We start from the raw sequence: 15,474 nt of genomic DNA, 5'->3' as shown, positions 1-15,474 counted from the left end.
CTAATCCTATTCACAGAACCTAACCATGGATCTCTCAACCCGGCTTCGCACCGCGCTGGCGCGCGCAGGCGTCTCTCAACTTGAACTGGCTAAGGCCGTTGGGGTTTCCGCCCCAAGTGTGAGCGGCTGGCTGAGCGGGAAATCGCAGTCGATCAGGGGGGATGCCTTGGTGAAGGCTGCGCGCGTCCTTGGGGTTCCAGCCCTGTGGCTTGCCACGGGCGAAGGGTCTATCGACGACGCTCCCGATGCGCCGCCGCTCTCCGTCCGTGAGACACCACCCGGATACCTTCGCCTCGAGCTACTTGATGGAGCAGCAGGCATGGGCGCAGGAGTCGTGAATGAGGAATTCCCGGAAGTGATTCGGAGCATGGATTACGCCGAGTGGGATATCCGGCAACGCCTGGGCTATCTGCCGAAGCCAGGCCGGCTCAAGCTCATCACTGGCCGAGGCCCGTCGATGGCGCCGATCATCAACAACGGCGACGTGGTAATGGTCGACACCGCCGTCGACTACTTCGACGGCGATGCCATCTACGTGATCAACATCGGCGGCGAGACTCAGATCAAGGGGCTGCAGCGCCGGTCCGACGGCGTTTACATCGTTAGCGCCAACCCGCTCTTCCCGCCCTACGTGGCGCCAGATGACTTGTTCATCGCTGGCAAGGCGGTGGTCCAGTACAGCGCGCGTCAGATCGCCTAATGTGGATTCCTGAACGCAGTTAGAAAATTAGTCAAAGTAAATTAGCAACCCCTATTGCATCCACGATTAGCAATGCCTAATCTAGCCCTGTCGCCGCAACCCGCGGTTGATGGGAGCCACAGAGATGCACGCAACAAGGGACGCCTGGCGCCATAAGCACAGGCTGGTGCGCCAACTGAACACCCTTCGGAAGCGCTATGAGAGCCGCCTTCCGAACCGAGGTTTCAGCCTTCTAGATCATGCCGACCAGGCGACTGTCCTGGTCGCATTCCCTGAAATCGATCCCCTGCAACTCCCGGTTGAGCATCGTCTCCGGTGCTTGCGAGGTGGATTCGGCTATCGCCTTGGAACGGGCTCGAGGGTGCCGGCATGAAGTCCAACTGCCGCTGCATTCACGCCAGTTACGGCCACGGATCGAACCGGAATCGCTCTACGCTGATCCGGGTCGGTTGGGTGATTGTCGCCCTCACTGCCTTGATCGTCGTACCCCTGCGAATCGCAGAGATTGTCGCAGCGAACCATCCCAACGCCATTTTTTGTGTCACTGCAGCGAGTGACGCATCTCGCCCGACTTTTGCAGTTTCTCACGTCAACCAGAACCAAGGAAACCTGAAAAGTGAGTAGGAAATCCCTGACAGAGATTCATAGCAGCGATCGCCCTATCCCGGGTTGCCGCGTGATCAAGCAATACGAGGAAGGTGAAATCCACATCGGCGACAGCATCCACCTTGTGGTTCTCGCAGCGCGCGACGGGAAAACCCGTATCGGCATCCAGGCGCCTCGCCATCTGGAAATCACCGCACCAAAACAGTGACGGCCCGAGCGCGTCAACGCCCGAGCCGTCAGCCACGCCGCCCCGCAATCGACCAGATCAAGGAAGCAAACATGGCGAAGAACAGTGTACCCCCGGCAGCGCCTGCCGAAGCCCCACGCCTCGCAGACGGTGAGCACTACCTCACCTCCATGTGGCGCGACAACCCGCTCTCCGATTTCCTGACCAATAGGCTCGTGAGGGTCGACCGTAACACCAAGGCATCTGTCGCAATCCTGTCGGTCCTGCGCCGCGACTTCACGGCAAGTCAGGATGCCCGGGACACCTGCCCGGAGGACGAGCCGGTTCTTCACGACAAGCTGAGTGAACACATCGTGGATGGGCTGATGCTGGCAATTGAGAGCCTGCTGGACGAAACCGAAGCCTTGCTCGACTACGTCCGGGAGAACCAAAAAGGCGTGTGCGTCCACCCCCTGAAGAAGGAGGCCGGCCGTGTCTGAGACGACCGTGACCAAGGAAGAAGCGTTCAGCGTGATTCCGGTGCAAAACAATGCACCGCTGTTCAAGGTCTGCGCCGGGATCGACACCGCTCACTCCGAGCTGAAGGCCAGCATCTACTTCGACTACGTCCAGCGCCAACTGAGCAACCTGGAAAGCGACAGGATCACTGACGACGACATGTTCGTTCTCGCTGACCTCCTCGAAATGCACAAAGCACTGCGATACGCGGGAGGTGCCCGATGAGCGGCGCGGTGGAAGCACCGAAGACTACTGATGTGGCAATTCCAAACTCGCCGCTCGTAGTGGCCGCTGGCTGTGACCTCGACCTGGCATTGAGCAAGGCAAGGCTGCTCACCGACCACGTGCAGGAACTGCTCTGGCAGGGCATGCGGCAGGCCGATGGGAAGGACGTTTCCTTCGGCTACGACACCGTCGTGACGATGGATTTCCTACTCGACATTGTGACCGGCCTGTATCGGGCCGCTGGAGCCGAAGCATGAGCATGTTCGATGATCTACTGGATATGACTCACGCGGAGCAGGAGCCAGACTTCCTGATTGACGCCAAGGGTGTGCGCTGTATTCGCCGGGCGATCACGTTCGGACTCCACGCGCTGGTGCAAGTCCAGAAGGCCAAAGAGGCGGAGAGCGCTTGCGATGGCAACGGCCAGACTTGGCCGGATGATGTCCGGCTCGCAATGCCTGGCGAGTCGTTTGCCTCGAGCATCGAAGAACTGGCCGACGCCCTGCTCTGGATCGAGTACGCCAGCCACGCGAAGGAGGTGCGTAATGACGCTGCAGCTGATCACTGAACTGCGGTCCGCCGCTGCCACACTCCGCCTGCCTGGTGGCACGACCACCGACCGGATCAGCGCCGAGCTGCTCGAACGGGCGGCCCAGACCATCGCTGTACTGCAGCGCGCGCCGCTGCCGGCTACCACCGTGACCGATCTGCTGCCGATCATGCAGGATGGCTGGACGCCGGAGGTCTACGGCACCTGGGCGATCCGTGCGGCAGAGCGCGCGCACGGCATCGGCACCAATGTCCCGAACCCACCGGCGCCCAGTTGGGCCGAGGCCCCGAACGGCTACAACTACCGGGCGATGGACAGCGATGGCCGCTGGTGTTGGTTCAAGCGCCGGCCCTACACGGAGACGTTTGGCAGCTATGACGGCTGGGACTGCGACGAAGGGATCCGAGAGGCACGCGGGCTGAGCTTCTTCCCAGGCTGGGCTGAAACGCTAGAAGAACGCCGGGAGGTGGCCTGATGGACGGCTTGGATTGGGTCGAAGTTGCGGATGGCCTACCCGACGACGAAGAGACGGTGGTCGTGCACGTAGTAATGGCAGCTGGAAGCGCGCACGCGAAGAGAGTTGGGTCGGAGGAAGGCTGGCAGGGGTTCGGCATAGGCACCTTCTGGACTGGCAGCGACGAGCAATGGGAGGTCTACGGGATCGCTGGTGAGGTCACTCGGTGGGCGAGAATTTCGCGCCCTGCGCTTGCCGTAAGGGGTGAGCCATGGGTGTGACCGGTAATCGTGCGAGGGGGCGATCAGCCAAACCACTCAAGCCGAACTTAACCCAAGCCCAGGCCAACCACCTCCGCAGACTGTTGGCGTGGGTTCGTGGCGAAGTCGGCCAGACGCCGCAGGAGATGGTGGAAACGCTCAGAAGTCTCGGGCCGATGCCGGAGCCCAGCGCCGAGGCAAAGGCGCGCTTGGTGGACAGCTACAAGCGGGCCGAAGCGGTGCCCAAGTACGTGCGAGCCGCAGTCAAGGCGCTGGAGAAGCTGCTGCTCAAGCAGGAGGGCGCCATCGTGGACGTTGAAGCTGGCCCCGGCTTCGATGCCGGGTTCGAGATCGTCGGCACGCGCCACGGTCTGCTGCCGGCCCTGCCCGGCGCCCAACCGGCTTCAGCACCGCCGCTTGCCCTCTCGTCTCCGCAGCCGTGGAGGCAGCAGGCACCGACGGAACCGGGCTGGTACAGGCTCACCTGCGAGGAAACGGACGGCGCCATCGAGCGCGTGCTGGTGGTGGCCGACCGCCTCACCGGTCAGCTCCGCGCGGTGGACACCGGGATGGGAATGCTCGACCTACGGGACTACCACGACGGCCTGACCAATCCGCGCTGGAAGAAGGTGGAGGGCTGGACCAATGGCTTGGATTGACCGCCTTATCTGGCGCATCACGGCGCGCAACTGGCTCAGCTGGCCGACAGAGCGCCGCCACCGGCTAACCGGCCGCTACCAGCACATTCGCTATAACGAAAACGGCCGTTGGAACAACGGCCGGCTACCGAAGGAAGGAGGCCCACATGGCCGCTGATACGATCGACCCCATCCTCAAAATGCCCGCAGTGGTAAAGATCACTGCTCTGTCCGAATCCTCGATCCGCCGCGGCATGCGCAATGGCACCTTCCCCGCCTGCAAACGACTCGGGCCGCGTGCCATAGGTTGGCCGGAGTCGGTGATCAGGGCTTGGATAGCCGGGACTGGCGCTGCTTCAGCTTCGTCAGGTGATCAGCCCATCGGTCCATCATCTTGATCCGATCGGGCAGGAACTCGGCGTGGTTGTAGGCCGCGCCGGTCTTGTTGGTCTTGGCATGTGCAAGCTGCATGTCCACCACGGCCGACGGGTAGCCGGCCTCGTGCAACCAGGTCGACGCGGTCGCGCGGAAGTCGTGGCCAGAGATCTCATCCATACCGAGGTACTTCAGGCCCATGTTCACCGCCTCGCGTGACATGGGCTTCTTCGGATCCCGCTGATTGGGGAACAGATAGGTGCCGGCGCCGGTGATCTCTTGCAGTTCACGGAGGAGCGCGACAGCGCGCGGGGCCAGAGGGACCCAATGCTTGCGGCGCTTCTTCATCTCGCCGGCATCGATCTTCAACAGCGGCGACTCAGCTTCCCAGTCAATGTTCGCCCACTTGGCGGTCCGCAGCTCCTTGGTGCGCACGAACGTGAGCGCCAGCAACTCGATCGCAATGGCCGTCACGCGGTTCCCGGGGTATGTGTCCAGGCCAGCCAGCAGCTTGCCCATTGTCGCGGCGGAGTGCGCCACAGCGTGCATCACGGGTGGCTTCTTGATCGCGCGGCGTACGGGGTGTGTCGGATCTGCGTCGGCGCGCAGGTTGACGATCGCATGCTCGAACACGGACGACAGCGTCTGTCGGGTGACGATGGCCACGTGGGGACCGGCCTTCTCGGCTTTGCGCAGCAGCTTCAGCACATCAGCAGGCGTCACCTCGCGGATCGGCCACTTCCCAATGTCTGGCAGGATCCGCTGGTCTAGGTAGCGCCTTGCCCGGTCGCGGTGTGAGGCCGACCAGCCCTTCTCTGCACTGGTGAACCAGTCCTCCGCATTTTCAGCCACCGTGTTGAGAGCGCTTTCCTCGCTCCTCGCCTTGGCAATCTTCCGCTGCAGCACCGGATCCTGCCCAAGCTTTACCTGGGACTTGGCCAGGCGCATGGCAGCGCGCGCATCTGCCAAGCTCACATCCTGCAGGCTTCCAATGGCCAGCAACTTCTGCTTGGAATCCAAGCGATAGGCATAGCGCCAAAGCTTCGATCCGTTGGGCCTGATCTCGAGAAAGAGCCCACCACCATCGCTCAATCGATAGGGCTTCTCTGCGGGCTTGGCGCCGCGAACTTTGAAGTCTGTAAGAGGCATCGAACGTCGTCCGTCCCTGTACGCATTGTGGGGCAGATGATACCAACATCCGTACCAACAATTTCGTGCGCTCTTATGACGGCTCGTGATTCTTGCTGAATACAGAAATCGACCTGAATGCCCTAAAACAAGCCACTTTCAGCAAGTTTTTGACAGCTCGTGATTTCTAGTGATTGCCACGACCACATTCAAACTGATGATGCGCATGCGGGGGACCTGCGGCGGGAAACCGGGCAAGCATACCGGTTGCCCGCGGGGCTGCGCAGTCCGCCAGGCCGGGCCGCGACACCCTTCACAGGGCCCCGGACGAGCGCGAAACGCCCAGCTGGATTAGGATTTGTGCTCCAAATGAAGATGAATCGAGTTTTGATGAGCGACCACCGCCACCGTTTCCTGCAGCTGGCCCTGACCGCCGACGCCCTGCGCTTCGGCCAGTTCACCCTCAAGTCCGGCCGGCTGAGCCCCTATTTCTTCAACGCCGGTCGTTTCGACTCCGGTTCGCTGCTGTCGCAGCTCGGCGCCTGCTACGCCGATGCCATCGATGCCACCGGGATCAAGTACGACGTGGTGTTCGGCCCGGCCTACAAGGGCATTCCGCTGGCCACCGCGATGGCCTGCGAACTGGCCCAGCGTGGTCGTGACCTGCCGCTGTCGTTCAACCGCAAGGAAGCCAAGGACCATGGCGAAGGCGGCCAGCTGATCGGCGCCGACATGAATGGCAAGCGCGTGCTGATCGTCGACGACGTGATCACCGCTGGCACCGCGATCCGTGAAGCGCTGGGCATCATCCGCGCCGCCGGTGGCACCCCGGCCGGCATCGTGGTGGCGCTGGACCGCCAGGAGATCGCTTCGGAAACCGATCGCCGTTCGGCGGCGCAGTCGGTGGCCGAGGAAGCCGGCATTCCGGTGATCGCCGTGGCATCGCTGGCCGATCTGCTTGATTTCGCCTCCGGCAACCCGGAACTTGTGGGTTACCGGCAGCCGCTGGAAGCCTACCGGGCCCAGTACGGCGTCCGTTCGATCCGCTGACCGACCCAGGGGAAAGGTCATGTCCCGAGTTCCTGCTGTGCTCTTTGCCGGCCTGCTGCTGGCCGTGCCGTTCACCGTACTGGCGCAGTCGCGCGACAGCGGCAAGACGGAAAAGAAGCTGTACTGCTGGAACGAGGGCAAGGAGCGGATCTGCAGTGATTCGCTGCCGGCCGACGCGGTCAACCATGCCCGCGAGGAGTTCAACGCGAAGAGCGGCCTGCGCAATGCGCAGGTCCAGCGCGCGTTGACCGACGAAGAGCGCGCCGCCGCCAGCACGGAGGCGGCGCAGCAGCAGCTGGACCTGATGGCCGCGCAGACCCGCCAGCGCACCGAGCAGGCGATGCTGACCACCTATGGCAGCGAGGACGACCTGCGCCGGGTGTTCGCCGAGCGCCAGGAAGTGCTGGACAACAACCTGAAGACCGCCGAGTACAACGTCACCAGCCTGCGTGAGTCGCTGGTGGCGCTGCTGGCGGCCGCAGGTGACCGCGAACTGGCCGGTGGCAAGGTGGCCGACAAGCAGGCCGAGGCGATCCGCCAGCGGCACGTGCAGCTGCAGTCGCAGCAACGCCTGCAGGCCGGGTTCCTGCAGCAGCAGCAGGCGTTGAAGGCCGAGATCGACAGCACCCTGCAGCGCTATCGCGAGCTGAAGGGGCTGGTGCCGGCGAGCCAGGCTCCGGCGGGCTGACCACGCTCCCGTCGCCGGGCATGGCCCGGCGCTACCCAGGGCCTGGTTACGGATTGGACCACGGAATTTATGCACTCTTTACGCGTCGGCCCGGTCCGGCGCGTAGTGCGTTTATGGGGGGCAGGACGACGATGACGGCCTGAGGTGGAGGGGTTCCACCAGGACGCTATTGCAATGTCCCCCTGGCTGTCGTTGTTGTGTGGCGTGCTGGTGCTGGTCGCCGCCGCCTATCTTCTTTATGTCGTGCTGCGGCCCGAGTCGTTCTGAGCAGAGCCGGCCATGACTGAGATGCTTGTGATTATTGCCGCCAGCCTGCTGCTGGCGTGGCCGCTGGGCCTGTACCTGGCCCGCGTGATGCGTGGCACGCCGATGAAGGTCGACGTGCTGTTCCACTGGATCGAGAAGCCGCTGTACAGGGTGTTCGGGGTCGATCCGTCGCGCTCGATGTCCTGGCGCGGCTACGTGCTGGCCTTCGTCCTGAGCAACGTGGTGGTCGCGGTACTGACCCAGGCGGTGTTCATGACCCAGGCCTGGCTGCCACTGAATCCGGACCAGATCCCGAACATGCGCTGGGACACCGCGCTGCACACGATGATCTCGTTCCTGACCAACACCAACCAGCAGCACTATTCGGGCCAGGCGCAGCTGTCCTACCTCTCGCAGATGACCGGCATCACCGGCCTGCAGGTGGTGACGCCGATGATGGGCCTGGCGCTGGCAGTGGCGACGCTGCGCGCGTTGTTCTCGCGTGCGCCGCAGGCGGCGACGACGGGTACCGGCGATGACCGCCAGGTGGCGGTGGGCAACTACTACGTGGACGTGGTGCGCCTGTGCGTGCGCTTCCTGCTGCCGCTATGCCTGGTGTGGACCCTGCTGCTGACCAGCCAGGGCGTGCCGTCGACGATGACCGGTGGGCCGCAGGCCACGCCGATCGACGCCAGCGCCGGCATGGCCGAACAGAAGCTGCCGCTGGGCCCGGTGGCGGCGATGGTCGCAGCCAAGCAGCTGGGCGCCAACGGCGGCGGCTGGTACGGCCCGAACAGCAGCTTCCCGCTGGAGAACCCGACCCCGCTGTCGAACGCGCTGGAAATCGTCGGCATCCTGCTGGTGCCGATGGCGGTGATCTTCATGATCGGTGCGTTCACCGGCCGGCGTCGCTTAGGCGCCCTGGTGTTCAGCTGCATGCTGGGCATGTCGCTGCTGTCCACCGGCGCGATGATGTGGAGCGAGGGCCATAGCGCCAGCGCCGCCACCCCGCTGCTGATGGAAGGCAAGGAAGTGCGTTTCGGCGCCGACGGCACTGCGCTGTGGGCGGCGGTGACTACCCAGGTCTCCAATGGCTCGGTGAACGGCATGCACGATTCGCTGGCGCCGCTGAGCGGTGGCATCGCGATGGTCAACATGCTGGTCAGCGCGATCTGGGGCGGCATCGGCTGTGGCCTGCAGCAGTTCATCGTCTATCTGCTGCTGGGTGTGTTCCTGGCCGGGTTGATGACCGGGCGCACGCCGGAACTGTTCGGCCGCAAGCTGGAGACGCCACAGGTGCGCCTGCTGGCCCTGCTGGTGCTGCTGCAGCCGATCACCCTGCTGGTGTTCACGGCGATCACCCTGGCCGTGCCCGGCCTGGCCGGCACCTCCAACCCCGGCTTCCATGGCATCAGCCAGGTCTTCTACGAGTACGTCTCGGCCTACGCCAACAACGGCTCGGGCTTCGAAGGGCTGGGCGACGCCACGCTGTGGTGGAACCTGAGCTGCTCGCTGGTACTGCTGCTGGGCCGCTTCCCGCTGCTGATCATTCCGCTGGTGGTGGCCGCACAGCTGGCTGCCAAGCGCCAGGCCCCGGAGTCTGCCGGCAGCCTGCAGATCGAAACCCCGACCTTCGCCCTGACCCTGGTCTCGGTGATCGTCATCCTGACCGTGCTGCAGTTCATGCCGGCGCTGGTACTCGGCCCGATCGCCGACCACCTGAGCCTGGGACTGCACTAAGGACACCCTGATGAGTACCCAAGCAAGTTCAACCCGTAGTACCCATGCAGCGCGCCCTGCCCTGCTGGATGGCGCCGGCCTGCGCCGTGCGCTGGTCGAAGCGGTTCTCAAGCTGTCGCCGATGCATCTGGTGCGCAGCCCCGTGATGGCGGTGGTGATGGCCGGCACGATCGTCGCCGCGATCGTCACCCTGACCGGCAACGCGCCGCTGGGCTTCGGCCTGGCGGTGACCGCGATCCTGCTGGTGACCGTGCTGTTCGGCAACTTCGCCGAAGCCGTAGCGGAAGCGCGTGGCCGTGGCCAGGCCGCCTCGCTGCGGCGTGCCCGCCAGGACCTGGTGGCACGCCGGCTGGCGGCGCCGCAGCCAGGCGCCGCCGAAACCCAGGTGCCGGCCGCCGAGCTGCGCCCGGGCGACCACGTGATCGTCAGTGCCGGTGAGCTGGTGCCGGCCGATGGCGAGATCGTGCAGGGCCTGGCCACCATCAACGAAGCGGCGGTGACCGGCGAATCGGCACCGGTGCTGCGCGAGGCCGGTACCGACCGTTCCGGCGTGATCGGCGGCACCAAGGTGCTGTCCGACCAGATCATCGTGCGGGTGACCGCCGAGCCGGGCCACAGCTTCCTGGACCGGATGATCGCGCTGGTGGAAGGTGCCAACCGCCAGAAGACCCCCAACGAGATCGCGCTGACCCTGCTGCTGGCGGCGATGACACTGACCTTCCTGGTGGTGGTGGCGACGCTGCCGGCGATCGGCGCGGCCGTAGGCGTGCAGGTCGATCCGCTGCTGCTGATCGCGCTGCTGGTGTGCCTGATCCCGACCACCATCGGCGGCCTGCTGCCGGCCATCGGCATCGCCGGCATGAACCGTGCGCTGGCCGCCAACGTGCTGGCCAAGTCGGGCAAGGCAGTGGAGGTGGCCGGCGACGTCGACGTGCTGCTGCTGGACAAGACCGGCACCATCACCTACGGCGACCGTCAGGCCAGCCACTTCCATCCGCTGGCCGGCATCGATGCCAGCCAGCTGCGCGAGGCCGCACTGCTGTCCTCGCTGGCCGACCCGACCCCGGAAGGCAAGTCGATCGTGCGCCTGGCGCGCGAACAGGGCTGCGCTACCGCCGAACCGCACCACGCCGAGTACCTGGCGTTCAGTGCGCAGACCCGCATGTCCGGCGTGGACCTGGAACATGGGCGGCAGATCCGCAAGGGTGCCGCCGATGCGATCCGTGCCCACGTGCAGGCGCTGGGCGGCAACGTGCCGGCGGAACTGGCCGGGCGCGTCGAGCAGGTCGCACGCAACGGTGCCACCCCGCTGGTGGTGGCCGAGGGCCGCCACGTGCTGGGCGTGATCGAGCTGTCGGACGTGGTCAAGCACGGCATGCGCGAGAAGTTCGCGCAGCTGCGGGCGATGGGTATCCGCACGGTGATGATCACCGGCGACAACCCGCTGACCGCCGCCGCGATCGCTGCCGAAGCCGGTGTCGACGACTACATCGCCGAGGCCCGCCCGGAAGACAAGCTGGCACGCATCCGCCAGGAGCAGGCCGGTGGCCGCCTGGTGGCGATGGTCGGCGATGGCACCAATGACGCGCCGGCGCTGGCCCAGGCCGACATCGGTCTGGCGATGAACTCCGGTACGCAGGCGGCGAAGGAGGCCGGCAACATGGTCGACCTCGATTCGGACCCGGCCAAGCTGCTGGCGGTGGTGGAAGTAGGCAAGCAGCAGCTGATCACCCGGGGCGCGCTGACCACATTCTCGCTGGCCAACGACGTCTCCAAGTACTTCGCGATCCTGCCGGCGCTGTTCGCCGCGGCCGTGCCGACCATGGCCGCCTTGAACGTGATGCAGCTGTCGAGCCCGCGCAATGCGGTGCTGGCAGCGCTGATCTTCAACGCCCTGGTGATTCCCGCCCTGATCCCGCTCGCCCTGCGTGGCGTGCGCTTCCGCCCGGCCACTGCAACGGCGCTGCTGCGCCGGAACATGCTGGTGTACGGCCTCGGCGGCGTGCTGCTGCCGTTCGCAGCGATCAAGGCGATCGACCTTCTTCTTGTCCTGGTATTCGGCGCATGAACCGTACTGCTTCCACTTCATCTTCCCTTCCGCGCGAACAGAAGGCCGAGGCCCGCGTGGCCAGCCTGCAGGACGGCGCCAGCTGGCGCCCGGCGATCGGCCTGGGCCTGGCCACCCTGCTGCTGGCCGGTGCGGTCTACGCCGGTATCGCCACCGGTTTTGCCGGCCTGGCCTACCCGACCCAGGCCGAGGGCAGCCTGCTGCGCGATGGCAACGGCCAGGTACGCGGCTCGGCATGGTTGTCGCAGCCGTTCACCGGTGACGGCTACTTCCAGGCACGTCCGTCGGCAGCCAACTACGACCCGATGGCCGCGGCCGGTTCCAACATGGCGCGCAGCAATCCGGCCCTGGCCGAGCGTGTTGCCGCCAGCACCGCTGCGGTGGCCGCGCGCGAAGGCGTCACCCCGGAGCAGGTACCGGCAGACCTGGTCACGCAGTCCGCAGGTGGCCTGGATCCGCAGCTGTCGCCGGCCGCGGCGCAGCTGCAGGTGGCACGCGTGGCGCGCGCCCGTGGCCTGCCGGTGGAACGCGTGCAGGCACTGGTGCAGGCGCATACCGAAGGTCGCCAGTGGGGCCTGTTCGGCCAGCCGCGGGTGAACGTGGTGACGCTGAACTTCGCGCTGGACCACGCGGCCAAGGCACCGTGATGCCGGCCTGCACCGGCTGCGCGCACAATGGCCCCCATGACTGATGCGCGTACCCGCCAGGCCGATGCCCTGGTCGAAGGCCTGCAACGCGAAGCCGGCGGCAAGCTGACCGTGTTCCTCGGTGCGGCGCCGGGCGTGGGCAAGACCTACACCATGCTGACCCGCGCACAGGAACAGCTGCGCCGCGGTGTCGACCTGGTGGTGGGCCTGGTGGAAACCCACGGCCGCGCCGATACCCAGGCGCTGCTGGAGGGCCTGCCACAGCTGCCGCTGAAGGCAGTGGCCTATCACGGCCACATCCTGCAGGAGATGGATCTGGATGCCGTGCTCACACGGCATCCTGCGCTGGTGCTGGTGGATGAACTGGCCCACCGCAATGCGCCGGGCAGCCGCCATGAGCGGCGCTGGCAGGACGTGATGGAGCTGCTGGATGCCGGCATCGACGTCTGGACCACGGTCAACATCCAGCATCTGGAAAGCCTCAACGATGTGGTCATGCGCATCACCGGCGTGCGCGTGAGCGAGACCGTGCCGGACGGCGTGCTCGACCGCCTGCATGACATCGTGCTGGTCGACCTGCCGCCACGCGAACTGATCGCGCGCCTGCAGCAGGGCAAGGTCTATGTGCCCGAACAGGCCACGCAGGCGCTGCAGGCATTCTTCTCGCCGGCCAACCTGACCGCATTGCGCGAACTGGCGATGCAGGAAGCGGCCGACCGCGTCGACAGCAGCCTGCGCGAAGCACGCGCTGCACGTGGCGAGAGCAACCTGCCGCTGCGTCGCGGCGTGCTGGTGGCCGTTGATGGCGGCGGCCAGAGCGAGTACCTGGTGCGGGTGGCGCGTCGCATCGCCGAACGCCGCGACGCGCCGTGGACGGTGGTGACCGTTCAGGGCCGTCGCCAGGATGACGCGACCCGACGCGAAATCGATGCTGCCTTCGCACTGGCACGGCGCCTGGGTGGCGACGCGGAACTGCTGCACGGATCGAGCATCGCCGATGCCCTGCTCGACCATGCCGCGCACAACGGCGTGTCGACCCTGGTACTGGGCCGGACCCGAGAACGTCCGCTGGCGCGGATGTTCAACCGCACCCTGACCCAGCAGCTGATCCAGCGCGGCGCACATTACGAGATCACCATCATCAGCACCCCGCAGGCACGTGCGCGCTCGCGCCGCGAGGGCCTGCTGCCGCCGGTGCGCGGCATCAGCTACGAACCGGCGCAGGCGCTGATCGCCACCGCACTTGCCTGCGCAGTAGCGTGGCTGGCCGAGCGCTGGGTGGGCATGGCCGACCTGTCGATGGTGTTCATCGTGGCGGTGGTAGTGGTGGCCGCGCGCACGCGCGCCAGCGTGGCGGTGATGGCGGCGATCCTGTGTTTCCTCGCCTACAACTTCCTGTTCATCGCACCCCGCTTCACCTTCGCCATCGGCGCGCGCCAGGGCGTGATCACTGTGTTCCTGTTCCTGGCCGCCGCGCTGGTGGCCGGACGCCTGGCCTCGCGCCTGCGCATGCAGGTGATCGCGCTGCGTGCAGCCAATCGCCATGCGCGTGCGCGCCAGCAGCTGGGCCGCCAACTGGCCAGTGCCGCCGGCAACGGCGAGGTGGCGCAGGCGGGTCGGCATGCACTGGAACAGGCCATGGACGTGCCGGCGTGGCTGCGGATCGGCGCCGACACCGCAACCGGTGGCCGCAGCCAACCCGGCGACACCGACCTGGCCGCCGCCGACTGGGCGCTGCGTCATGGCCAGCCCAGTGGACGCTTCACCGACACCCTGGCCGGTGCGCAGTGGTGGTTCCTGCCGTTGCTGGATGGTGAGGACCGCGCGATCGGCGTGGCCGGCCTGTACCTGCCCGGCGCACAGGCGCGCCTGCTGCCCGAGCAACGGCAGCTGGCCGAAGCAATGGTCGATGACATCGCGCAGGCCGCGCTGCGCACGCGGCTGGTGGCCGAACTGGAGCAGGCGCACGTCAGCAACGAGACCGAGCGACTGCGCTCGGCGCTGCTCTCTTCGGTGTCGCACGACCTGCGCTCGCCACTGGCGGCGATGATCGGCTCGGCCGACAGCCTGGCCAGCTATGGTGCGGCAATGGATACGGCCGATCGCCGTGCCCTGCTCGACACCATCCTGGTCGAGGGCGAACGGCTGGACCGCTACATCCAGAACCTGCTGGACATGACCCGCCTCGGCCACGAGGGATTGAAGATCAACCGCGACTGGATTGGCGTGGACGAACTGATCGGTTCGGCCGCACGGCGCCTGCAGCGATACCAGCCGAAGGTGCGGCTGGAGCTGGACATTCCGGCCACGCTGGCGCCGATCTGGGTACACCCGGCGCTGGTCGAACAGGCGGTGTTCAACGTGATGGAAAACGCGGCCAAGTTCTCACCGCCGGATGCTGCCGTGCAGGTGCAGGCGCGTGAACTGGACGGCCAGCTGCGCATCGACGTGATCGATGCCGGCCCCGGCATTCCCGACGACGAGCGTGCGCGCATCTTCGACATGTTCTACAGCGTCGAACGTGGCGACCGTGGCCGCCATGGCACCGGCCTGGGCCTGACCATCTGCCAGGGCATGATCGGCGCACATGGCGGCAGCGTGCAGGCGCTGCCCGGACGCGACGGTCGCGGTACCCTGATCCGCATCACCCTGCCCCTGCTCAAGCCAGCCTCCCACGATGAGCCCGACCCCGATTGATGCCAGCGTGCCGGCCGCGCGCGTGCTGGTGATCGATGATGAAACCCAGATCCGCCGGTTCCTGGACATCAGCCTGCGCGCGCAGGGCTACCAGGTACGGCAGGCCGCCACCGGCCAGGAAGGCCTGCAACTGGCCGCCAGCGAGGACATGGATCTGGTGATCCTGGATATCGGCCTGCCGGACATGGAAGGCCACGAGGTGCTGGAACAGCTGCGGCAGTGGAGCCAGGTGCCGGTGATCATGCTGACCGTGCGCGCCGGCGAGGCGGAGAAGGTGCGTGCGCTGGATACCGGCGCGAATGACTACGTGACCAAGCCGTTCGGCACGCAGGAGCTGATGGCGCGGGTGCGGGCGCTGCTGCGCACGCGCAGCGTGCCCAGTGATGGCACGCCGCCGGTATTCGACGATGGCCACCTGCATGTGGACCTGGTGCGCCGTGAAGTGGCGCTGGATGGCGAGCCGGTAGCGTTGACCCGCAAGGAGTACGCGCTGCTGTCGCTGCTGCTGCGCAACGCCGGGCGGGTGGTGACCCAGCCCCAGATCCTGCAGGAGATCTGGGGCCCGACCCACCAGCACGACACCCATTACCTGCGCATCCTGGTCGGCAAGTTGCGGCACAAGCTGGGCGATTCAGCGCTGGATTCGCGCTACCTGTTCACCGAACCGGGCGTCGGGCTGCGGTTCAAGGGGTGAAGGCGTGCCGACCAACGGTCGGC

At 66.1% G+C, this 15,474-nt stretch carries 18 protein-coding genes; 17 read left to right on the top strand and 1 reads right to left on the bottom strand.

The annotated features are described in order from the left end of the window. Positions 1-25 precede the first annotated feature (25 nt). The 9 genes from AC5O77_RS09220 to AC5O77_RS09180 all read left to right on the top strand — a co-directional run bounded on the left by AC5O77_RS09220 (position 26) and on the right by AC5O77_RS09180 (position 4,516). Complete coding sequence (locus AC5O77_RS09220; RefSeq protein ID WP_494506698.1) at positions 26-700, top strand: LexA family transcriptional regulator; 675 nt, start codon at positions 26-28, stop codon at positions 698-700. A gap of 676 nt (positions 701-1,376) precedes the next feature. Next, complete coding sequence (locus tag AC5O77_RS09215; RefSeq protein WP_494506697.1) at positions 1,377-1,514, top strand: carbon storage regulator; 138 nt, start codon at positions 1,377-1,379, stop codon at positions 1,512-1,514. Between the two features lie 71 nt (positions 1,515-1,585). Further along, the gene (locus AC5O77_RS09210) at positions 1,586-1,972 is read left to right on the top strand and encodes a hypothetical protein (RefSeq protein WP_494506696.1); all 387 of its coding nucleotides are present in this window, start codon (positions 1,586-1,588) and stop codon (positions 1,970-1,972) included. Beyond that, positions 1,965-2,216: a hypothetical protein gene (locus AC5O77_RS09205; protein WP_494506695.1), complete on the top strand. Its 252-nt coding sequence runs from the start codon at positions 1,965-1,967 to the stop codon at positions 2,214-2,216. The genes AC5O77_RS09210 and AC5O77_RS09205 overlap by 8 nt, the downstream gene beginning before the upstream one ends. After that, on the top strand, positions 2,213-2,473 hold the full coding sequence (locus AC5O77_RS09200) for a hypothetical protein (protein WP_494506694.1): 261 nt from the start codon (positions 2,213-2,215) through the stop codon (positions 2,471-2,473). Before AC5O77_RS09205 ends, AC5O77_RS09200 begins: the two co-directional genes overlap by 4 nt. Beyond that, positions 2,470-2,784 (top strand): hypothetical protein, encoded by a 315-nt coding sequence (locus AC5O77_RS09195; RefSeq protein ID WP_494506693.1) that lies wholly within the window; start codon positions 2,470-2,472, stop codon positions 2,782-2,784. The genes AC5O77_RS09200 and AC5O77_RS09195 overlap by 4 nt, the downstream gene beginning before the upstream one ends. Continuing rightward, positions 2,762-3,241, top strand: a complete 480-nt coding sequence (locus AC5O77_RS09190) for a hypothetical protein (protein WP_494506692.1) — start codon at positions 2,762-2,764, stop codon at positions 3,239-3,241. Before AC5O77_RS09195 ends, AC5O77_RS09190 begins: the two co-directional genes overlap by 23 nt. A 343-nt stretch (positions 3,242-3,584) precedes the next feature. Beyond that, positions 3,585-4,139, top strand: coding sequence for a hypothetical protein (locus AC5O77_RS09185; protein ID WP_494506691.1), 555 nt, complete (start codon positions 3,585-3,587; stop codon positions 4,137-4,139). A gap of 146 nt (positions 4,140-4,285) precedes the next feature. Next, a complete protein-coding gene (locus AC5O77_RS09180) occupies positions 4,286-4,516 on the top strand; it encodes a helix-turn-helix transcriptional regulator (protein ID WP_494506690.1) in 231 nt (76 codons plus the stop codon). Here AC5O77_RS09180 and AC5O77_RS09175 read toward each other — a convergent pair. Then, entirely contained in the window at positions 4,443-5,642 is a 1,200-nt protein-coding gene (locus AC5O77_RS09175; RefSeq protein WP_494506689.1) for a tyrosine-type recombinase/integrase, read from the bottom strand. The two genes, AC5O77_RS09180 and AC5O77_RS09175, sit on opposite strands and share 74 nt — an antisense overlap. 369 nt (positions 5,643-6,011) lie before the next feature. On the opposite strand from AC5O77_RS09175, the gene pyrE reads away from it, so the two are divergent. The 8 genes from pyrE (at position 6,012) to AC5O77_RS09135 (ending at position 15,451) form a co-directional block, all read left to right on the top strand. Next, entirely contained in the window at positions 6,012-6,671 is a 660-nt protein-coding gene (pyrE, locus tag AC5O77_RS09170; protein WP_010486876.1) for an orotate phosphoribosyltransferase, read from the top strand. Positions 6,672-6,690: 19 nt separating this feature from the next. Continuing rightward, positions 6,691-7,359: a hypothetical protein gene (locus AC5O77_RS09165; RefSeq protein WP_125894852.1), complete on the top strand. Its 669-nt coding sequence runs from the start codon at positions 6,691-6,693 to the stop codon at positions 7,357-7,359. Positions 7,360-7,533: 174 nt separating this feature from the next. Next, positions 7,534-7,626, top strand: coding sequence for a potassium-transporting ATPase subunit F (locus tag AC5O77_RS09160; protein ID WP_005407770.1), 93 nt, complete (start codon positions 7,534-7,536; stop codon positions 7,624-7,626). A 12-nt stretch (positions 7,627-7,638) separates the two neighbouring features. After that, on the top strand, positions 7,639-9,345 hold the full coding sequence (gene kdpA, locus AC5O77_RS09155) for a potassium-transporting ATPase subunit KdpA (protein WP_494506688.1): 1,707 nt from the start codon (positions 7,639-7,641) through the stop codon (positions 9,343-9,345). Between the two features lie 10 nt (positions 9,346-9,355). Further along, positions 9,356-11,413, top strand: coding sequence for a potassium-transporting ATPase subunit KdpB (gene kdpB / locus AC5O77_RS09150; RefSeq protein WP_478445330.1), 2,058 nt, complete (start codon positions 9,356-9,358; stop codon positions 11,411-11,413). Then, positions 11,410-12,060, top strand: a complete 651-nt coding sequence (kdpC, locus tag AC5O77_RS09145) for a potassium-transporting ATPase subunit KdpC (protein WP_478058373.1) — start codon at positions 11,410-11,412, stop codon at positions 12,058-12,060. The genes kdpB and kdpC overlap by 4 nt, the downstream gene beginning before the upstream one ends. A gap of 36 nt (positions 12,061-12,096) precedes the next feature. Beyond that, a complete protein-coding gene (locus tag AC5O77_RS09140) occupies positions 12,097-14,757 on the top strand; it encodes an ATP-binding protein (RefSeq protein WP_478058372.1) in 2,661 nt (886 codons plus the stop codon). Beyond that, positions 14,738-15,451 carry a response regulator transcription factor gene (locus AC5O77_RS09135; protein WP_004153862.1) on the top strand — a complete coding sequence of 238 codons (714 nt, stop codon included), beginning with the start codon at positions 14,738-14,740 and terminating at the stop codon, positions 15,449-15,451. Before AC5O77_RS09140 ends, AC5O77_RS09135 begins: the two co-directional genes overlap by 20 nt. Positions 15,452-15,474: the final 23 nt, after the last annotated feature.

This window comes from Stenotrophomonas sp. INTA L402-1 (assembly GCF_059295135.1).
This window is presented reverse-complemented; position numbering and strand designations above follow the sequence as displayed.